Genomic DNA, 19,632 nt, shown 5'->3' with positions numbered 1-19,632 from the left:
CCAGCCTCTCAACCGACCGTAAACGGGCGGTGCGTGGGTGGGAGAAGAATCCGAGGCCGAAGGCCGAGGCCCCTCACCCGATATCCGGCGGATCCACACGCACCCGCACCACATCCCCCCCACCCCGCGCCATCCGAGCAGCCTGCGCCCCCTTCAGCGCGGCAGCCAACGCCCCCCCACTCCCCGGCCGCACCCGAATCAACGCCCGCTCCCACCGCTCCCCCACAGCCGGTCCCCCCACCCGCCGAGGCCCCCCGGCCAACGCGACCGGCACCGGCACCGGCCCCAACACCTCGGCATCCGGCGGCAGTTCAACAGCCGCAAGAAACTCCGCCACAGCCTCCCCCGCCCCGGCCACCGCAGCCATCCTGGACACCGGCGGAAACCCCAGCTCCGCCCGCTCGGCCAGCTCCCGCACCGCATGCCCCACGGGATCCCACCGCACCAGCGCCTGCACCGGCCGCAGAGTCGGTTCAGCCACGACAACCACGGTCCCCCCAACCCCCTGCGGCCGCACCAGCGAACCCGCCGCGATCCACCGCCGCAACGCATCCTCCCCGGCCCGCAGATCGGGCCGCCCGAGCATCGCCCAGCCGTCCAGCAGCAACGCCGCCGCATACCCCCCATCGGCAACCGGCTCGGCCCCCGGCGTACTCACGACCAGCGCGGGAGTCCCCGGCACGGTGTCGAGCACCTGCTCCCGCCCGGACGTCCGCACCGGCACCGAGGGAAACGCCCGCCCCAACTCCTCCGCCGTCCGCCGCGCCCCCACGACCTGGGCCCGCAACCGGAACCCCCCGCACTCGGGACAGTGCCAGGAGTTCTCCTCCACCCCGCACCACCCGCACCGCAGCACACCCGCGTCCTGCCCCTCCAACGGCCCGGCACAGTGCCGACAGCGCGCCGCGGCCCGGCACTGCGCGCACGCCATCCGCGGCACATACCCCCGCCGGGGCACCTGCACCAGCACGGGCCCGTGCTTCAACCCCTCCCGAACCGCCTGCCAGGCCAGCGTCGGCAACCGGGCGGCCCGAGCGGCCTCGTCCCGCGCGAGGTCCCCGTCCCCCACGGTCCGTACGAGCGGAGCGGCCACCCGCACCTGCTCCCGCGACGCGACCAACGGCCGCGCCCACCCGCTCTCCACCAGCTGCGCCGCCTCCACCGTGCAGCTCCAACTCCCCAGCAGGAACCCGCACTTGTCCAGCGCGGCGCGCAGCAGCAGCACCTCCCGCGCATGCGGCTGCGGCGCGTGCAGCTCGCTGTGGCTGTCGTCCCCGTCGTCCCAGATCACGACCAGCCCCAGGTCCTGAACCGGCGCGAACATCGCGGCCCGCGTCCCGACAACCGCCCGCACGGACCCCCGCCGCACAGCCAGCCACTGCCGATACCGCTTCTCGGGCCCGGCATCGGCGGTGAGCAGCGCATGCCGCCCCTCACCCAGCAAAGCCGTCAACGCGGCGTCGACCCGCCCGGCGGCCCGCCCGTCCGGTACGACGACGAGCGCCCCCCGCCCGGAGGCGAGCGTCGCGGCGACGGCCCGCGCGATCTCCTCGCTCCACTCGGGCCCCGGCAACGCGTTCCACACAGCACGCGGCGCACCCCCCGCCGCCAGCGCCTCCAGAAACCCGGCCCCCCGCTCGTACCGCCCCCAGGACCCCGCCTCGGGCACCCCCGGCGGCGGCAAGGGCGCGGGCGACGGCTTCTGCTCGGCCCGCGCGCTGCGCGGCGGCACGGCCAGCTGCAGCACATCGGCGAGACTCCCGGCATACCGGTCGGCAACGGCCCGAGCCAGCCCCAGCAGTTCCGCACTCAGCACCGGCTCGGGCGACACGACCTGCGCCAGCGCGGCAAGCGGCCCGGAGTAATCGGACTCGGCCAGCCGCTCGACGAGAAACCCGTCGATCAGCCCCCCGCCCTCACGCCGCCCGTCCCGCACCCGATGCCGCCCGGCCCCGAACCGCACCCGCACCCGCACCCCGGGCTGCGCGTCGGCGTCGAGCTCCGCGGGCACGGCGTAGTCGAAGTACCGGTCGAGATGCAGCACCCCCTTGTCGACCAGCACCCGCGCGACCGGCAACTCCCCCGCCAGCGCGGCCCCCCGCCACGTCCGCGGCTTCGCCCTCGGCCCCTTCGCCTGCCGCACACTCTCCCGAATCAACGCAAGCTGCTCAGGCGGCGCACCCTCCGCCCCGCCGTCCCGTTCCCCGTCCGCGCTGCTCACGCCTGCATTCTTACCAAACGGGACTGACAACGGCCGACGACCGCCGTCGACGCCCGGTCTTCCAGAACTCGGTGAGAAGCCGTACTAGACCTCAGTGAGAAGCCGCACGACAAGCCGTTCCGCGTAGGCCATGTCCTCGTCCGGGTCGCCGTCCCGGAACCGTCCGCCCGCCTCCGAGGCGGCGAACCCGAGCATGAACGTGGACAGCAGCCGCTCGGCCCGCGGAATCCGCTCCTCCTGGAGACCGGCGGTGCGCAGGGCACCGTAGACCGCGTTGCGCGGCCCGACGGCCTCCGGGGTCACGGCCGGCCGCTGGAAGAGGAGCAGGAACAGGTCGGGGTGGCGGCGGGCGGTGGCCCGCATGCTGTGGGCGAGCAGGCGCAGTTGCTCGCGCCAGTCGAGTCCGGGACGGGGCACCTCGATCTCCAGCAGCAGTCGCTCCACGAGGCCGTCGAGGAGTCCCTGCTTGTCGCCGACGTGCCGGTAGAGCGTCATCGGGTTCACATCAAGCTCCTGCGCGACAGCCCGCATGGTGACGGCCGGCAGCCCTTTCCGGGTCGCCAACTCCCATGTCACGTCGAGCACTTGATCACGACTGATCCGCCGTGGCGTCACTTGACATCCTCCCTCGAAGCTACGTATACACGGTATACGTATACGTTGTATATATCGAGGGAGCGGCCATGCTGACCGTCAGCGGCCTGCGCAAACGGTGGGGCCCCGTCCAGGCCCTGGACGGCTTCGACCTGCGGATCGAGCCCGGCGAGATCTGCGGCCTGATCGGCCACAACGGCGCGGGCAAGACGACCTTCGCCCGCATCGTCGCCGGCCTGGAGCGGCCCGACGCGGGCTCGGTCCTCGTAGCGGGAGCAGATCTCGCCGCGGCCTCACGTTCCGCACGCACCCTGATCGGCTTGGCACCCCAGGAACTGGCCCTCTACCCCACCGCCACCCTGCGCCAGAACCTCCGTCTCTTCGGCGGCCTGGCCGGCCTGCGCCGGACCCAACTGCGCACCGAACTGGCCGCCGTAGCTGAGGAGTTGGCCCTCACCGGCGTACTCGACCGGCCCATCGCCACGCTCTCCGGCGGCCAGCAGCGCCGCGCCCAGGCGGCCACGGTGCTGCTGCCCCGCCCCCGCGTGCTGCTGCTCGACGAACCCACGGTCGGCGCCGACCCCACCACCCGCGAAGCGCTGCTACGACTCGTCAGAACCCGCGCCGACGAAGGCGCCGCGATCTGCTACACCACGCACTACCTACCGGAGTTGGAGCAGCTGGGCGCCACGCTCGCGGTGGCCGCGGCCGGCCGGGTGATCGCCCGCGGCGACCGCGCCGACCTCGTGGACGGCCTGCCCGGCGAGGTCACCGTGACGTTCACCGGCCACGTGCCCGAACACCTCACCCAGACGTCAACTGCCCCTGGGGAACTGCGTTTCAGCACCGTGGACCCGGCCCGGGCCCTGGCCCGGCTCCTCCGGGACCTGGGCCCCGACACCACCCGGGTCCGCTCGGCGACGGTCCGCGAACCCTCCCTCGACGACCTCTACCGAAGCCTGGCCGCCGACCGGCGGCCCACGGAGACCCACCATGCGGCCTGAGCCCGCCCCGACCACGGCCCGCCGCACCTGGGCCATGACCCGCCATACCCTCGTCCTACTCGTCCGGGACCCGGGAACCCCGATCGCCTACACCGTCATGTCCCTGGTCCTCCTGAGCGTGCTCCACCCGGTCTACGACCGCCTGGCCGCCCCCGCCGTACCCGGCGTCGTCCAGGCCGCTCCCGGCATCGCGGTGATGTTCACCCTGCTCGCCCTGGACGTGGCCGGCCAACTCCTGCTCTCCGAACGCACCTGGCACACCTGGGACCGCCTGCGCTCGGGCCCGGCGACCCCCACGACAATCCTGACCGGCAAGGCCCTGCCACTGATGGCGCTGTTCCTGACCCAGCAGGCCGCGCTCTTCCTCTTCGCGACCGCGACCTTCGGCTTCCCTCTCGCGGACGGCACCTGGCGCCTGCCGCTCCTGGCCCTCCTGTGGGCGGCCTGCGTCACCTCCTGCGGCCTCGCGCTCGGCGTCCACGCCCGCAGCCAGGGCCAGTTGGCCGCCGCCTCCGACATCGGCGCCCTCACCATCACCTGCCTCAGTGGCTGCCTGGTCCCTCTCACCGTCCTCCCCCACTGGGTCTCCACGGTGGCCCCCGCCACCCCGGGCTACTGGGCCCTGCACGGCTTCCAGGCAGCCGTCACCGGCGACCCCCGGGCGTACGCACACGCGACGGCGGTGATCGCGGCCATCACAGCGGCGGCAGTCCTGGTGGCCGCCCGCGGGACCCGCCGCTGACCCCGTCGCCGGAAAACGCCGAGGCCCGGCTCCCCCAAAGGAAAACCGGGCCTCGCGACGGCAATCGCAGGGCTACAGCCCCGCCGCCTTCCGCAGCGCGTCCACGCGGTCCGTGCGCTCCCACGTGAAGTCGGGGATCTCGCGGCCGAAGTGGCCGTACGCCGCGGTCTGGGCGTAGATCGGGCGGAGCAGGTCGAGGTCGCGGATGATGGCGGCCGGGCGGAGGTCGAAGACCTCGTCGATCGCCTTCTCGATGCGGTCGGTGTCGACCTTGGCGGTGCCGAAGGTCTCGACGAAGAGGCCCACCGGCTCGGCCTTGCCGATCGCGTACGCGACCTGGACCTCGCAGCGCGAGGCGAGGCCCGCGGCCACGACGTTCTTCGCGACCCAGCGCATGGCGTACGCGGCGGAACGGTCGACCTTGGACGGGTCCTTGCCGGAGAAGGCGCCGCCGCCGTGGCGGGCCATGCCGCCGTACGTGTCGATGATGATCTTGCGGCCGGTGAGGCCGGCGTCGCCCATCGGGCCGCCGATCTCGAAGCGGCCGGTGGGGTTCACGAGCAGGCGGTAGCCGTCGGTGTCGAGCTTGATGCCGTCCTCGACGAGTGCCTTCAGCTCGGCCTCGACCACGAACTCGCGGATGTCGGGGGCGAGCAGCGACTCCAGGTCGATGTCGGAAGCGTGCTGCGAGGAGACGACGACCGTGTCGAGGCGGACGGCCTTGTCGCCGTCGTACTCGATGGTGACCTGGGTCTTGCCGTCGGGGCGCAGGTACGGGATGGTCCCGTTCTTGCGGACCTCGGAGAGGCGCTTGGCGAGGCGGTGCGCCAGGAAGATCGGGAGCGGCATCAGCGTCGGCGTCTCGTCCGTCGCGTAGCCGAACATCAGGCCCTGGTCGCCGGCGCCCTGCTTGTCGAGCTCGTCGTCGTCGCCCTCGACACGGTTCTCGTACGCCGTGTCGACACCCTGCGCGATGTCCGGGGACTGCGCGCCGATGGACACCGAGACGCCGCAGGAGGCGCCGTCGAAGCCCTTCTTGGAGGAGTCGTAGCCGATCTCCAGGATCTTGTCGCGGACGAGCTGCGCGATGGGCGCGTAGGTCTTGGTGGTGACCTCGCCGGCCACGTGCACCAGGCCGGTCGTGATCAGCGTCTCGACGGCGACCCGGGAGGTCGGGTCCTCCCGCAGAAGCGCATCGAGAATGGTGTCGCTGATCTGGTCAGCGATCTTGTCGGGGTGACCTTCGGTCACGGACTCCGAGGTGAAAAGACGACGGGACACAACGCTCCCTGAGGTTGCAGCGGCTGCTGGCTGATCATTGGCGGACGGGACGGGAGCTGCGCCCGACGTCGTCCGAGAACAGTTTATCGGTCGCGGTCGACAGACGGTCCCCCTGTCTCGTCTCTCGGGAAGCGCTGTGACCTGCGGCACGCGCATTTTGCCGAATGCCGAGTGCCGTTGGCCAGAGCCGCCACGCGCGAATGTCAGGTTTCAGCGAACTGTCAGACGGCTGAAACAATTCAGGCAAGACGCTGTGCGACCAGGTCCCACACGGTCTCGGCCAGGGCTTCCTTCGGTCCGTAGGGCACCGCGGTCTCGCTGCCGTCGGCACCCAGCACGACCGCCTCGTTCTCCTCGGAACCGAAGGTCTTGCGCTCCCCCACCTCGTTCACCACCAGCAAATCGCAGCCCTTGCGCGCCAGTTTCGTACGGCCGTTGGCGAGGACGTCGTCCGTCTCGGCGGCGAATCCGACGACCACCTGTCCGGGGCGGGCCCGGTCGGCGGAGATCTCCGCGAGGATGTCCGGATTCCGCACCAGGACGACGGGCTCGGGGTCCTTGTCGTCCTTCTTCTTGATCTTCCCGGTCGCGTACTCGGCCGGGCGGAAGTCCGCGACCGCCGCGGCCATGACGACGGCGTCCGCGTCCGCGGCGGCCTTCAGCACCGCTTCCCGCAGCTGTACGGCGGTCCCGACCTGGACGACGTCGACGCCCGCCGGGTCCGGCAGTCCCGTGTTCGCCGCGAGCAGGGTGACCCGGGCGCCCCGGGCGGCGGCGGTGCGCGCGAGGGCGTAACCCTGCTTGCCGGAGGAACGGTTGCCGAGGAAGCGGACCGGGTCGAGGGGCTCGCGGGTGCCGCCGGCGCTGACGACGACGTGCCGGCCCTTGAGGTCGGGTTCGGTGACGCCCCGCGCGAGCACCCGGCGGCAGACCTCGAAGATCTCGGCGGGGTCGGGCAGCCGGCCCTTGCCCGTGTCGACACCTGTGAGTCTGCCGACCGCCGGTTCGATCACCACGGCGCCGCGGCGGCGCAGTGTCGCCACGTTCTCCTGGGTGGCCGGGTGTTCCCACATCTCCGTGTGCATCGCGGGCGCGAAGACGACGGGACAGCGGGCGGTGAGGAGGGTGTTGGTGAGGAGGTCGTCGGCGAGGCCGTGGGCCGCCTTCGCCAGCATGTCCGCCGTGGCGGGGGCCACGACCACCAGGTCGGCGCTCTGGCCGATGCGCACGTGCGGGACCTCGTGGACGTCGTCCCACACCTCGGTCGAGACGGGGTGCCCGGAGAGCGCGGACCAGGTGGCGGCGCCGATGAAGTGCAGGGCGGACGCGGTGGGGACGACGCGGACGTCATGGCCCGACTCCGTCAGTCTGCGCAGCAGCTCGCACGCCTTGTACGCGGCGATGCCACCACTGACTCCCAGAACGACCTTCGGCTTGTCCACGTCTCTCCCCGAGTTCGGAAACGTACGTATCCATGACACACCACAGGCCCGGCAGTCGCTGCCGGGCCTGTGGACAAAGCTCTGTTGCTCAGGTCGCGGGGCCCTCGACGGCCTCGGAGGTCAGCAGACCCGCGTTGATCTCGCGCAGGGCGATGGAGAGCGGCTTCTCGTGGACGTGGGTGTCGACGAGCGGACCGACGTACTCCAGCAGGCCCTCGCCGAGCTGCGAGTAGTACGCGTTGATCTGACGGGCGCGCTTGGCGGCGTAGATCACGAGGCTGTACTTCGAGTCGGTGGCCTCGAGGAGCTCGTCGATCGGAGGGTTGATGATGCCCTCGGGAGCGGTGATGGAAGAGGACACGCTCTGCCTTCCGAAAGATGGGATGAGATCGGAAAAACGATCACACAACTTCCATCAAGGCTAGCAGCTCGCGCGCTACGTCCTCGACGGAGGTGTTGACCAGGGTCGCGTCGAACTCGGGCTCCGCCGCCAGTTCGACCTTCGCCGCGTCCAGGCGGCGCTCGATCACCTCGGGCGGCTCGGTGCCCCGCCCGGTGAGCCTGCGCACCAGCTCCTCCCAGGAGGGGGGAGCCAGGAACACCGAGTGGGCCTCGGACATGGACTCGCGGACCTGCCGGGCACCCTGGAGATCGATCTCCAGCAGCACCGGCACACCGGACTCCAGGTGCTCCAGCACGGCCGTCCGCGGAGTGCCGTAGCGGTTGCCGGCGAACTCGGCCCACTCCAGCAGTTCGCCGTTGGCGATCAGCTTGTCCATCTCCTCGTCGCTGACGAAGAAGTAGTGGACCCCGTGCTTCTCGCCGGGGCGGGGCTTGCGGGTCGTCGCCGACACCGAGAGCCAGACCTCGGGGTGTTCCTTGCGCATATGGGCGACGACCGTGCTCTTGCCGACCCCTGAGGGGCCGGAGAGCACGGTCAGCCGCGGACGTTCACTCATGCAGCGATTATTCCAGCAATCCCGGGGTGCCCGGGACTCAAGAGCCGGTGCTGCCGAACTCACGCTCCAGGGAGGCGATCTGGTTGGAGCCGAGGCCACGTACTCGGCGGCTCTCGGAGATGCCGAGTCGCTCCATGATCTGCTTGGCGCGGACCTTGCCCACGCCGGGCAGGGACTCAAGCAGCGCGGAGACCTTCATCTTGCCGATGACGTCGTTCTCCTGGCCCTGCTTGATGACGTCATGCAGGGAGGCGCCGGAGTGCTTGAGTCGATTCTTGACCTCGGCCCGCTCCCGGCGAGCCGCGGCGGCCTTTTCGAGCGCGGCTGCGCGCTGTTCAGGGGTAAGGGGCGGAAGAGCCACGCCTACGTCACCTCGGATGTCGAACTGTCGGATACGGACCGGTGAGGAACCTAGTCGCCCCACACCTGGGGAGCTACGAGCAACACGCTTGCCCGTTGACTCTGCTCGGAGACTAGCGGCCAGGGGCGCCAGAGTCAGCGAGAACAGAGGAAAAGTCCTGGTCAGCCTGCGCCAGGCCGGACATTTCCGACATAACGCCCCGGATTTGAGGATGTATTCAGACTCAAGTCACTCCGGAGCCGGTCGTCGAACCACTCATCGGAGGACTCGATCGACCCGTTCGAACACCTCAGACGGTCGCAAAGGCGACGCGGATCTCCTCCGCGAAGCGATCCGAGGCCGCTCGAAGCGCTCCCGCGTCGGGACCGTGACGTAGAACACCCCGGCTCACGTTCGGGACGACATTGCGCAGCACCGTCCCGAAAACCCCGGGAAGATCGGCCGGAGTCGCCCCCTGGGCCCCGATCCCGGGCGCGAGAATCGGACCGTTGACGGCGAGGTCGTACGACGACAGGTCGCCCAGGGTGGCGCCGACGACGGCCCCGAAGGAACCCAGCGGCTCCTGCCCCGCGTTCTCGGCGGCCAGGTGGGCGAGCATGGTCGCTCCGACGTTCCGGCCGTCCGCGCGGACCGCGTGCTGCACCTCGCCGCCCTCCGGGTTGGAGGTCAGCGCGAGCACGAAGAGCCCGGCACCACTCTCACGGGCCAGCTCGATCGCCGGGGCGAGCGAGCCGTAGCCGAGATACGGCGAGACGGTCAGCGCGTCGGAGAACAGCGGGGAGTCCTTGCGGAGGAAGGACTCGGCGTAGGCGGCCATGGTCGAGCCGATGTCGCCGCGCTTGGCGTCCATCACGACCAGCGCGCCGGCCGCCCGCGCCTCCTCGACGGACTTCTCCAGGACGGCGATCCCGCGCGAGCCGAAGCGCTCGAAGAACGCGCTCTGCGGCTTGAGGACGGCGACCCGGTCGGCGAGCGCCTCGACGACCGTGCGGCTGAACCGCTCCAGGCCTGCGATGTCGTCGTTCAGGCCCCAGTCGGCGAGCAGCGAGGCATGCGGGTCGATGCCGACGCAGAGCGGGCCGCGCTCGTCCATGGCCGTGCGGAGACGTGCGCCGAAGGGTTCGAGGGGGCTCATACCGGCTGTTTCCTTACGTCGGCGCCGACCGCGTCGGCGAGGGTGGCGTACGGGCTCGTGCGCAGGCGTGCGGCGAGGCCCTTGTGGATGGCTCGGCCCCAGAAGGGCCCTTCGTAGATGAAGGCGCTGTAGCCCTGCACGAGCGTGGCACCGGCGAGGATGCGCTGCCAGGCGTCCTCGGCGTTCTCGATGCCGCCGACGCCCACGAGGGTGATGCGGTCGCCCACGCGCGCGTAGAGGCGGCGCAGTACCTCCAGGGAGCGAGCCTTCAGCGGTGCTCCGGAGAGTCCGCCGGTCTCCTTGACGAGAGAGGGTTCGGATTTCAAACCGAGGCCCTCGCGCGCGATGGTCGTGTTCGTGGCGATGATGCCGTCCAGGCCGAGTTCCACGGCGAGGTCGGCGACCGCGTCGACGTCCTCGTCCGCGAGGTCGGGGGCGATCTTCACCAGCAGCGGGACACGGTGGTCGGTCACCGCGCGGTCGGCGGCCTCGCGGACGGCGGTGAGCAGCGGGCGCAGCGCCTCGGTCGCCTGGAGGTTGCGCAGCCCGGGCGTGTTGGGCGACGAGACGTTGACGACGAGGTAGTCGGCGTGCCGGGCGAGTCGCTCGGTCGACTTCACGTAGTCGCCGACGGCCTCCTCCTCGGGTACGACCTTGGTCTTGCCGATGTTGACGCCCACGACGGTCCGGAAGACCGCCTCACGGGCCGCCAGCCGGGCCGCCACGGCCGCGGAGCCCTCGTTGTTGAAGCCCATGCGGTTGATGAGCGCGCGGTCCGGCACGAGGCGGAACAGCCGCTTCTTGGGGTTGCCGGGCTGCGGCTCACCCGTGACCGTGCCGATCTCGACGTGGTCGAAGCCGAGCATCGACATGCCGTCGATGGCGACCGCGTTCTTGTCGAAGCCGGCCGCGAGCCCGAACGGGCCGTGCATCCGCAGCCCGAACGCCTCCGTGCGCAGTTCCTCGAACCGGGGCGCGAGGGCGGCGGCCACGAAGGTGCGCAGTACGGGGATGCGGACGGCGAGCCGGATCCAGCGGAAGGCGAGGTGGTGGGCCTGCTCCGGGTCCATCCGTTTGAAAACCAGACGGAAGAAAAGCTTGTACATCTGAGTGTCCTCACGAAGAGGGGGACACCTTCCGGTGTCCCCCTCAAGGCTGCTAGTCGCGGGCCGCGGTCAGGTGCTGCGCGTGTTCCTGGAGTGAACGCACGCCCACGTCACCGTGGTTGAGGGCGTCGATGCCCTGGACGGCGGCGGCGAGCGCCTGGACCGTCGTCAGGCACGGGACCGACCGGGCCACGGCCGCCGTACGGATCTCGTAGCCGTCGAGGCGGCCGCCGGTGCCGTACGGGGTGTTGACGATGAGGTCGACCTCGCCGTCGTGGATGAGCTGGACGATGGTCTTCTCGCCGTTCGGGCCGACGCCCTCGGACTGCTTGCGGACGACCGTGGCGTTCAGGCCGTTGCGCCTGAGGACCTCGGCGGTGCCGGAGGTGGCGAGCAGCTCGAAGCCGTGGGCGACCAGTTCGCGCGCCGGGAAGATCATCGAGCGCTTGTCGCGGTTGGCGACCGAGATGAACGCGCGGCCCTTGGTGGGCAGCGGGCCGTAGGCGCCCGCCTGGGACTTGGCGTACGCCGTGCCGAAGACGGAGTCGATGCCCATGACCTCGCCGGTGGAGCGCATCTCCGGGCCGAGGACGGTGTCGACGCCCCGCCCGTGGATGTCGCGGAAGCGCGACCACGGCATGACGGCCTCCTTGACGGAGATCGGCGCGTCCAGCGGGAGTTCGCCGCCGTCGCCGTGGGCCGGGAGCAGCCCCTCGGCGCGGAGTTCGGCGACGGTCGCGCCGAGCGAGATGCGGGCGGCGGCCTTCGCGAGCGGCACCGCGGTCGCCTTCGAGGTGAAGGGGACCGTACGGGACGCGCGCGGGTTGGCCTCCAGGACGTAGAGGATGTCGCCGGCCATCGCGAACTGGATGTTGATCAGTCCGCGTACTCCAACACCCTTGGCGATGGCTTCGGTTGATGCCCGCAGGCGCTTGATGTCGAAGCCGCCCAGGGTGATCGGGGGCAGGGCGCAGGCCGAGTCGCCGGAGTGGATGCCGGCCTCCTCGATGTGCTCCATGACACCGCCGAGGTAGAGCTCGTGGCCGTCGTAGAGCGCGTCGACGTCGATCTCGATCGCGTCGTCGAGGAAGCGGTCGACCAGGACCGGCCGCGAGGGGCTGATCTCGGTCGACTCGGCGATGTACGACTCCAGGCGGGTCTCGTCGTAGACGATCTCCATGCCACGTCCGCCGAGGACGTACGACGGGCGGACGAGGACCGGGTAACCGATCTCGTCGGCGATCGCCTTGGCGCCCACGAAGGTGGTCGCGGTGCCGTGCTTGGGGGCCGGGAGGCCCGCCTCCGCGAGGACCTGGCCGAAGGCGCCGCGGTCCTCGGCGGCGTGGATCGCCTCGGGGGACGTGCCGACGACCGGGACGCCGTTGTCCTTGAGGGCCTGCGCCAGGCCCAGCGGGGTCTGGCCGCCGAGCTGCACGATGACACCGGCGATCGGACCGGCCAGGGACTCCGCGTGGACGATCTCCAGCACGTCTTCCAGCGTGAGCGGCTCGAAGTACAGGCGGTCGGAGGTGTCGTAGTCCGTGGAGACGGTCTCGGGGTTGCAGTTGACCATCACGGTCTCGTAGCCCGCGTCGCTGAGCGCGAAGGAGGCGTGGACACAGGAGTAGTCGAACTCGATGCCCTGGCCGATGCGGTTGGGACCCGACCCCAGGATGATGACCGCGGGCTTCTCGCGCGGGGCGACCTCGCTCTCCTCGTCGTAGGACGAGTAGAAGTACGGCGTCTTCGCGGCGAACTCGGCGGCGCAGGTGTCGACCGTCTTGTAGACCGGGCGGATGCCCAGCGCGTGCCGCACCTCGCGGACGACGTCCTCGCGCAGACTGCGGATCTCGCCGATCTGCTGGTCGGAGAAGCCGTGCCGCTTGGCCTCGGCGAGCAGCTCGGGGTCGAGCTTGTCGGCGGCGGCCAGCTCGTCCGCGATCTCCTTGATCAGGAAGAGCTGGTCGACGAACCAGGGGTCGATCTTCGTGTAGTCGAAGACCTCCTCCTGGGTGGCGCCCGCGCGGATGGCCTGCATGACGGTGTTGATCCGGCCGTCGGTGGGCCGTACCGCCTCTTCGAGGAGCTGCGTCTTGTCGCCGGGCTCGCCGACGAAGGTGAACTGGCTGCCCTTCTTCTCCAGGGAGCGCAGTGCCTTCTGGAAGGCCTCGGTGAAGTTGCGGCCGATGGCCATGGCCTCGCCGACCGACTTCATCGTCGTGGTCAGCGTGGAGTCGGCCTGCGGGAACTTCTCGAAGGCGAAACGGGGCGCCTTGACGACCACGTAGTCGAGGGTCGGCTCGAAGGAGGCCGGGGTCTCGCGCGTGATGTCGTTCGGGATCTCGTCCAGGGTGTAGCCGACGGCCAGCTTGGCGGCGATCTTGGCGATCGGGAAGCCGGTCGCCTTGGAGGCCAGTGCCGAGGAACGGGACACGCGCGGGTTCATCTCGATGACGATGACGCGGCCGTCGACCGGGTCGATCGCGAACTGGATGTTGCAACCGCCGGTGTCGACGCCCACCTCGCGGATGATCGCGATCCCCACGTCCCGCAGCACCTGGTACTCGCGGTCGGTCAGCGTCATCGCCGGGGCGACGGTGATCGAGTCACCGGTGTGCACGCCCATGGGGTCGAAGTTCTCGATGGAGCAGACGACCACGACGTTGTCGTTCTTGTCGCGCATCAGCTCCAGCTCGTACTCCTTCCAGCCGAGGATGGACTCCTCCAGGAGGACCTCGGTGGTGGGAGACAGGGTGAGGCCCTGGCCGGCGATGCGGCGCAGTTCCTCCTCGTCGTGCGCGAAGCCGGAGCCCGCGCCGCCCATGGTGAAGGAGGGGCGGACGACGACCGGGTAGCCGCCGAGCGTCTCCACACCCTGGATGACGTCGTCCATGGAGTGGCAGATCACCGAGCGGGCGGACTCGCCGTACCCGATCTTCTGGCGGACGGCCTCGACGACGCCCTTGAAGAGGTCGCGGTCCTCGCCCTTGTTGATGGCCTCGACGTTGGCGCCGATCAGCTCGACGCCGTACTTCTCCAGGGTGCCCGCCTCGTGCAGCGAGATGGCGGTGTTGAGCGCCGTCTGGCCGCCCAGGGTGGGCAGCAGGGCGTCCGGGCGCTCCTTGGCGATGATCTTCTCTACGAAGTCCGGGGTGATCGGCTCGACGTAGGTGGCGTCGGCGATCTCCGGGTCGGTCATGATCGTCGCCGGGTTGGAGTTGACCAGGATGACGCGGAGGCCCTCGGCGCGCAGGATGCGGCAGGCCTGGGTGCCGGAGTAGTCGAACTCGGCGGCCTGGCCGATGACGATCGGGCCGGAGCCGATGACCAGGACGGACTGGATATCGGAGCGCTTAGGCACGCTGGCCCTCCATCAGGGATACGAAGCGGTCGAACAGGTAGGCGGCGTCGTGCGGGCCCGCTGCCGCTTCCGGGTGGTACTGGACGCTGAAGGCCGGCCGGTCGAGCAGCCGCAGCCCCTCGACGACCTGGTCGTTCAGGCAGACGTGGGAGACCTCGGCGCGGCCGTACGGGGTCTCGGAGACCTGGTCGAGAGGCGCGTCGACGGCGAAGCCGTGGTTGTGCGCGGTGACCTCGACCTTGCCCGTCATACGGTCCTGCACGGGCTGGTTGATGCCCCGGTGGCCGTACTTCAGCTTGTAGGTGCCGAAGCCGAGCGCGCGGCCGAGGATCTGGTTGCCGAAGCAGATGCCGAAGAGCGGGGTGCCGCGCTCCAGGACGGCCTGCATGACCGAGACCGGGTGGTCGGCGGTGGCCGGGTCGCCCGGGCCGTTGGAGAAGAACACGCCGTCGGGCTGGACGGCGTAGACGTCCTCGACGGTCGCCGTCGCGGGCAGCACGTGCACCTCGATGCCGCGCTCGGCCATGCGGTGCGGGGTCATGCCCTTGATGCCGAGATCGACGGCGGCGACGGTGTATTTCTTCTCGCCGATCGCGGGGACGACATAGGTCTCCTTGGTGGCGACCTCCGCGGAGAGGTCCGCGCCCGTCATCTCGGGTGCCTGGCGCACCTCGGCCAGCATGGTGCCGTCGTCGGGCAGCGCGTTGCCGGAGAAGATGCCGACGCGCATGGCGCCGCGCTCGCGCAGATGGCGGGTCAACGCGCGCGTGTCGATGCCGGAGATCCCGACGACACCCTGGTTGCGCAGCTCCTCGTCCAGCGAGCGGCGGGAGCGCCAGTTGGACGGCACGCGCGCGGGGTCGCGCACCACGTAGCCGGCCACCCAGATGCGGGACGACTCCGGGTCTTCGTCGTTGACGCCGGTGTTGCCGACGTGCGGGGCGGTCATCACGACGACCTGGCGGTGGTACGACGGGTCGGTCAGGGTCTCCTGGTAGCCGGTCATGCCGGTGGAGAACACGGCCTCGCCGAAGGTCACCCCCACGGACCCGTAGGCACGGCCGCGGAAGATCCGGCCGTCCTCCAGGACGAGTACGGCGGGAACCTTGGCGGCTCCCCTGGTGGAGGTGGTCATCGTGCGCCTTCCGTCTTGTTGATCATGCTGTTCAAGGTCTCGACCCACTCGGCGTGCTCGGCCGCCGTGTCGGACCGGAACCCGGAGTCGATCAGCCGGTCCCCGTGCTCCCACGTCACGACCAGCAGACCGCCCTCGCTGAGCACCTTCCCGGCGATGCCCTTGCCGAGCAGGGCCTCGCGCAGCGCGCCGGCCGGGATGAAGAAGTCGGTGGCTCCCGGTCGTACGACATCCAGGCCGGCCTCCGTCAGGGTCAGCTCGACCCGGCTGCGGGTGCCCAGGCCGTGCGCCACGATGCGGTCGAGCCACTGCCCGGCGGTGGTGGAGCCGTGGTATCGGCCGCTCATCGTCAGTTTCACCTCGCCGGGCTCTTCCGGCGACGTGGGCAGCTCGGGCAGGTCGCCCTGGAGCGTGCCGCGCCACTTCCAGCCCTCGCGCATCAGCCAGTAGACGAGCGCGATGAACAGGGCGAGGCCCACGAGCCAGCCGATACGGGCCGCCCAGTCGGTCACCGGGGCGGACTTCTCCCCGGCCGCGAGGTGGGTCAGTTGCAGTGGTGTCACGTGAGCTTCCCGTCGACGAGCGTGGCCTTGCCCCGGAGCCAGGTGTGCGTCACACGGCCCGGCAGCTCACGCCCCTCGTACGGGGTGTTGCGACTGCGCGAAGCGAAGCCCGCGGGGTCCACCGACCCACGGTATTCCGTGTCGACGAGCGTGAGGTTGGCGGGCTCACCAGCCGAGACGGGACGGCCGTGCCCCACCGCCCGCCCGATCTCGGCGGGCTTGGCGGACATGCGCTCGGCGACCCCGGCCCAGGTGAGGAGCCCGGTGTCCACCATGGTCTCCTGCACCACTGACAACGCGGTCTCCAGGCCGACCATCCCCATGGCGGCGGCGGCCCACTCGCAGTCCTTGTCCTCGTGCGGGTGCGGGGCGTGGTCGGTGGCGACGATGTCGATCGTGCCGTCGGCGAGCGCCTCGCGCAGGGCGAGGACATCGCGCTCGGTACGGAGTGGCGGGTTGACCTTGTAGACCGGGTTGTAGGAGCGCACCAGCTCATCCGTGAGGAGGAGGTGGTGCGGGGTGACCTCGGCGGTCACGTCGATGCCCCGGGACTTGGCCCAGCGGACGATCTCGACGGACCCGGCGGTCGACAGGTGGCAGATGTGGACGCGGGAGCCGACGTGCTCGGCGAGCAGGACATCCCGGGCGATGATCGATTCTTCGGCCACCGCCGGCCAGCCCCCGAGCCCGAGTTCGGCGGAGACGACACCCTCGTTCATCTGGGCGCCCTCGGTGAGGCGGGGCTCCTGCGCGTGCTGGGCGACGACTCCCCCGAAGGCCTTCACGTACTCGAGGGCGCGGCGCATGATCACCGCGTCGTCGACGCACTTGCCGTCGTCGGAGAAGACGGTGACCCCGGCGGCCGACTCGTGCATGGCGCCCAGCTCGGCGAGCTTCTTGCCCTCCAGGCCGACGGTGACGGCACCGATGGGCTGCACATCGCAGTACCCGTGCTCCTGGCCGAGCCGGTAGACCTGCTCGACGACACCGGCGGTGTCGGCCACGGGGAATGTGTTGGCCATGGCGAAGACGGCCGTATAGCCACCGCTGGCGGCGGCCCGCGTGCCGGTCAGGACGGTCTCGGAGTCCTCACGGCCGGGCTCGCGGAGGTGGGTGTGCAGGTCGACAAGACCGGGGAGGAGGACCTTCCCTTCCGCCTCGACGACCTCGGCGCCGTCGGCGCTCAGACCGACGCCCACCTCGGAGATCGTGTCCCCGTCGATCAGCACGTCCTGCGGCTCGCCGCCGAGGATCTTCGCACCACGGATCAGGATCTTGCTCATGTGACTTACTTCTCCTCGATGCGGGCGTGGCTGACGGCGGGTTCGTTGCCGCCCAGCAGCAGATAGAGCACGGCCATCCGGATGGAGACTCCGTTTGCGACCTGCTCGACGACGGTGCAGCGGTCCGAGTCGGCCACCTCGGCGGTGATCTCCATACCCCGGACCATCGGCCCGGGGTGCATCACGATCGCGTGCTCGGGCATCTTCGCCATGCGGTCGCCGTCGAGGCCGTAGCGCCGCGAGTACTCGCGCTCGGTCGGGAAGAACGCGGCGTTCATGCGCTCGCGCTGCACGCGCAGCAGCATCACCGCGTCAGACTTGGAGAGCGTGCTGTCGAGGTCGTACGACACCTCGCAGGGCCAGGCCTCGACGCCGACCGGCACCAGGGTGGGCGGGGCGACGAGGGTGACCTCGGCGCCGAGGGTGTGCAGCAGGTCGACGTTCGAGCGGGCCACGCGGCTGTGCAGGATGTCGCCGACGAGGGTGATCCGCTTGCCGGCCAGGTCCTGCCCGAGCCCGGCGTCCCGGCCGACGAGCCGGCGGCGCATGGTGAACGCGTCGAGCAGGGCCTGCGTCGGGTGCTGATGGGTGCCGTCGCCGGCGTTGATGACGGCCGCGTCGATCCACCCCGAGGTGGCGAGCCGGTAAGGCGCCCCGGAGGCGCCGTGCCGGATGACGACCGCGTCGACACCCATGGCCTCGAGGGTCTGCGCGGTGTCCTTCAGGGACTCGCCCTTGGAGACGCTCGACCCCTTGGCGGTGAAGTTGATGACGTCGGCGGAGAGGCGCTTCTCGGCGGCTTCGAAGGAGATGCGCGTGCGCGTGGAGTCCTCGAAGAAGAGGTTGACGACGGTACGGCCGCGCAGGGTCGGCAGTTTCTTGATCGGCCGGTCGGCGACCCGGGCCATCTCCTCGGCGGTGTCGAGGATCAGGACGGCGTCGTCGCGGGAGAGGTCGGCGGCCGAGATGAGATGACGCTGCATCTGTCAGGCTCCGTAAGGCAGTTCGCGAAAGAGGGAGATTCCGGGCAGACGGGGCACGCCGAACCGGCGTACGCCCTGCGGCCCGCTACGGGGTCTGCTTGGCGCCGAGCAGCACGGTGTCGCGACCGTCCTCCTCGGCGAGCTGGACCTTGACCGTCTCCCGCAGCGACGTGGGGAGGTTCTTGCCGACGTAGTCGGCGCGGATGGGCAGTTCGCGGTGGCCTCTGTCGACCAGGACCGCGAGCTGCACCGCGCGGGGGCGCCCGATGTCGTTCAGGGCGTCCAGGGCGGCGCGGATGGTGCGGCCGGAGAAGAGCACGTCGTCGACGAGGACGACGAGACGGCCGTCGATGCCGTCACCGGGGATGTCGGTGCGGGCCAGCGCGCGCGGCGGGTGCATGCGCAGGTCGTCGCGGTACATCGTGATGTCGAGGGAGCCGACCGGGATCTTGCGGTCGGTGATCTCGTCGAGCTTGACGGCGAGCCGCTGGGCGAGGAAGACGCCCCGGGTCGGGATGCCGAGGAGCACCACGTCGTCGGCGCCCTTGGCGCGCTCGACGATCTCGTGGGCGATGCGGGTCAGGACCCGCGCGATGTCGGGGGCCTCGAGGACCGGCCGCGCATCGGACTCGTACTGCTGGGTGTCCATAAGAAACGGACCTCCTTCTCCGCCTCACGGGACGGACCTTAAAGGACGTCGGATTTGCGCCATCCACGGTAGCAGGCCGGGGCGACATCCCTGATCACCCCTATGGAGTAATCGGCCACCGCTACCACGGAAGTGCCGGTGCGGACCATTCGGCTTGACGCGGAAGTGTAACGCTGCGTAACCTCACAGTGAGTTACCAGCCGCGCGGCGCGGAAACACTGTTGCCGCGTCGACACAGTGTCCGGGGAGCTATATGTCCAGCGAATACGCCAAACAGCTCGGGGCCAAGCTCCGGGCCATCCGCACCCAGCAGGGCCTTTCCCTCCACGGTGTCGAGGAGAAGTCCCAGGGACGCTGGAAGGCGGTCGTGGTCGGGTCGTACGAGCGCGGCGACCGTGCCGTCACCGTGCAGCGCCTCGCCGAGCTGGCGGACTTCTACGGGGTTCCGGTGCAGGAGCTGCTGCCGGGCACCACGCCGGGCGGGGCCGCCGAGCCGCCGCCGAAGCTGGTGCTCGACCTGGAGCGGCTGGCCCACGTGCCCGCCGAGAAGGCCGGCCCCCTGCAGCGGTACGCGGCGACGATCCAGTCCCAGCGCGGTGACTACAACGGCAAGGTGCTCTCGATCCGCCAGGACGACCTGCGCACACTCGCCGTCATCTACGACCAGTCGCCCTCGGTCCTCACCGAGCAGCTGATCAGCTGGGGCGTGCTGGACGCGGACGCGCGTCGCGCGGTCTCCCACGAGGAGAACTGAGCCGCTCCCCGTCTCAGCAGAAACGTGCCGCCGGGGTGGCCGTTCCTTCGACCGTCGTG

18 protein-coding genes are annotated in these 19,632 nt (G+C 70.5%); 3 read left to right on the top strand and 15 right to left on the bottom strand.

The genetic code is table 11. The features are described 5' to 3' along the window. Nucleotides 1-73 precede the first annotated feature (73 nt). On the bottom strand, nt 74-2,221 hold the full coding sequence (locus tag ACFXC1_RS47975; RefSeq protein ID WP_381255848.1) for a primosomal protein N': 2,148 nt from the start codon (nt 2,219-2,221) through the stop codon (nt 74-76). Between the two features lie 84 nt (nt 2,222-2,305). After that, a complete protein-coding gene (locus ACFXC1_RS47970; protein ID WP_381255846.1) occupies nt 2,306-2,806 on the bottom strand; it encodes a TetR/AcrR family transcriptional regulator in 501 nt (166 codons plus the stop codon). A gap of 98 nt (nt 2,807-2,904) precedes the next feature. On the opposite strand from ACFXC1_RS47970, the gene ACFXC1_RS47965 reads away from it, so the two are divergent. Together ACFXC1_RS47965 and ACFXC1_RS47960 are read left to right on the top strand one after the other, a co-directional pair. After that, a complete protein-coding gene (locus tag ACFXC1_RS47965; RefSeq protein WP_381255843.1) occupies nt 2,905-3,819 on the top strand; it encodes an ABC transporter ATP-binding protein in 915 nt (304 codons plus the stop codon). Continuing rightward, nucleotides 3,809-4,561, top strand: a complete 753-nt coding sequence (locus tag ACFXC1_RS47960; protein WP_381255840.1) for an ABC transporter permease — start codon at nt 3,809-3,811, stop codon at nt 4,559-4,561. The genes ACFXC1_RS47965 and ACFXC1_RS47960 overlap by 11 nt, the downstream gene beginning before the upstream one ends. A 72-nt stretch (nt 4,562-4,633) precedes the next feature. On the opposite strand, the gene metK is transcribed toward ACFXC1_RS47960, so the two are convergent. The 13 genes from metK to pyrR form a co-directional block, all read right to left on the bottom strand. Beyond that, nucleotides 4,634-5,842 (bottom strand): methionine adenosyltransferase, encoded by a 1,209-nt coding sequence (metK, locus tag ACFXC1_RS47955; RefSeq protein WP_200685940.1) that lies wholly within the window; start codon nt 5,840-5,842, stop codon nt 4,634-4,636. 239 nt (nt 5,843-6,081) lie between these two features. Beyond that, nucleotides 6,082-7,284, bottom strand: a complete 1,203-nt coding sequence (coaBC, locus tag ACFXC1_RS47950; protein ID WP_381255837.1) for a bifunctional phosphopantothenoylcysteine decarboxylase/phosphopantothenate--cysteine ligase CoaBC — start codon at nt 7,282-7,284, stop codon at nt 6,082-6,084. A gap of 88 nt (nt 7,285-7,372) precedes the next feature. Then, nucleotides 7,373-7,645 (bottom strand): DNA-directed RNA polymerase subunit omega, encoded by a 273-nt coding sequence (rpoZ, locus tag ACFXC1_RS47945; RefSeq protein WP_019059732.1) that lies wholly within the window; start codon nt 7,643-7,645, stop codon nt 7,373-7,375. Between the two features lie 40 nt (nt 7,646-7,685). Next, complete coding sequence (gene gmk, locus ACFXC1_RS47940; RefSeq protein ID WP_019066404.1) at nt 7,686-8,243, bottom strand: guanylate kinase; 558 nt, start codon at nt 8,241-8,243, stop codon at nt 7,686-7,688. Between the two features lie 37 nt (nt 8,244-8,280). Further along, the gene (locus ACFXC1_RS47935) at nt 8,281-8,604 is read right to left on the bottom strand and encodes an integration host factor (RefSeq protein ID WP_019059734.1); all 324 of its coding nucleotides are present in this window, start codon (nt 8,602-8,604) and stop codon (nt 8,281-8,283) included. Between the two features lie 289 nt (nt 8,605-8,893). Next, on the bottom strand, nt 8,894-9,739 hold the full coding sequence (gene pyrF, locus ACFXC1_RS47930; protein WP_381255832.1) for an orotidine-5'-phosphate decarboxylase: 846 nt from the start codon (nt 9,737-9,739) through the stop codon (nt 8,894-8,896). Further along, entirely contained in the window at nt 9,736-10,845 is a 1,110-nt protein-coding gene (locus ACFXC1_RS47925) for a quinone-dependent dihydroorotate dehydrogenase (protein WP_381255829.1), read from the bottom strand. Before ACFXC1_RS47925 ends, pyrF begins: the two co-directional genes overlap by 4 nt. Nucleotides 10,846-10,897: 52 nt before the next feature. After that, nucleotides 10,898-14,206 (bottom strand): carbamoyl-phosphate synthase large subunit, encoded by a 3,309-nt coding sequence (carB, locus tag ACFXC1_RS47920; RefSeq protein ID WP_381255826.1) that lies wholly within the window; start codon nt 14,204-14,206, stop codon nt 10,898-10,900. After that, the gene (gene carA / locus ACFXC1_RS47915; protein WP_381255823.1) at nt 14,199-15,341 is read right to left on the bottom strand and encodes a glutamine-hydrolyzing carbamoyl-phosphate synthase small subunit; all 1,143 of its coding nucleotides are present in this window, start codon (nt 15,339-15,341) and stop codon (nt 14,199-14,201) included. The genes carB and carA overlap by 8 nt, the downstream gene beginning before the upstream one ends. Continuing rightward, nucleotides 15,338-15,904, bottom strand: coding sequence for a PH-like domain-containing protein (locus ACFXC1_RS47910; protein WP_381255820.1), 567 nt, complete (start codon nt 15,902-15,904; stop codon nt 15,338-15,340). The genes carA and ACFXC1_RS47910 overlap by 4 nt, the downstream gene beginning before the upstream one ends. Continuing rightward, a complete protein-coding gene (locus tag ACFXC1_RS47905) occupies nt 15,901-17,187 on the bottom strand; it encodes a dihydroorotase (protein ID WP_381255817.1) in 1,287 nt (428 codons plus the stop codon). The genes ACFXC1_RS47910 and ACFXC1_RS47905 overlap by 4 nt, the downstream gene beginning before the upstream one ends. Nucleotides 17,188-17,192: 5 nt before the next feature. Further along, the gene (locus tag ACFXC1_RS47900) at nt 17,193-18,170 is read right to left on the bottom strand and encodes an aspartate carbamoyltransferase catalytic subunit (RefSeq protein WP_200685905.1); all 978 of its coding nucleotides are present in this window, start codon (nt 18,168-18,170) and stop codon (nt 17,193-17,195) included. 85 nt (nt 18,171-18,255) lie between these two features. Further along, nucleotides 18,256-18,819: a bifunctional pyr operon transcriptional regulator/uracil phosphoribosyltransferase PyrR gene (gene pyrR, locus ACFXC1_RS47895; RefSeq protein ID WP_381255814.1), complete on the bottom strand. Its 564-nt coding sequence runs from the start codon at nt 18,817-18,819 to the stop codon at nt 18,256-18,258. A 253-nt stretch (nt 18,820-19,072) separates the two neighbouring features. Here pyrR and bldD point away from each other — a divergent pair, with 253 nt between their 5' ends. Then, the gene (gene bldD, locus ACFXC1_RS47890) at nt 19,073-19,573 is read left to right on the top strand and encodes a transcriptional regulator BldD (RefSeq protein ID WP_019059743.1); all 501 of its coding nucleotides are present in this window, start codon (nt 19,073-19,075) and stop codon (nt 19,571-19,573) included. Nucleotides 19,574-19,632: the final 59 nt, after the last annotated feature.

This window comes from Streptomyces hokutonensis, assembly GCF_042751305.1.
GTDB classification, from domain to species: Bacteria; Actinomycetota; Actinomycetes; order Streptomycetales; family Streptomycetaceae; genus Streptomyces; species Streptomyces hokutonensis_A.
Note: the sequence above shows the minus strand (reverse complement) of the source record. Positions and strands in the feature narration are given on the sequence as shown.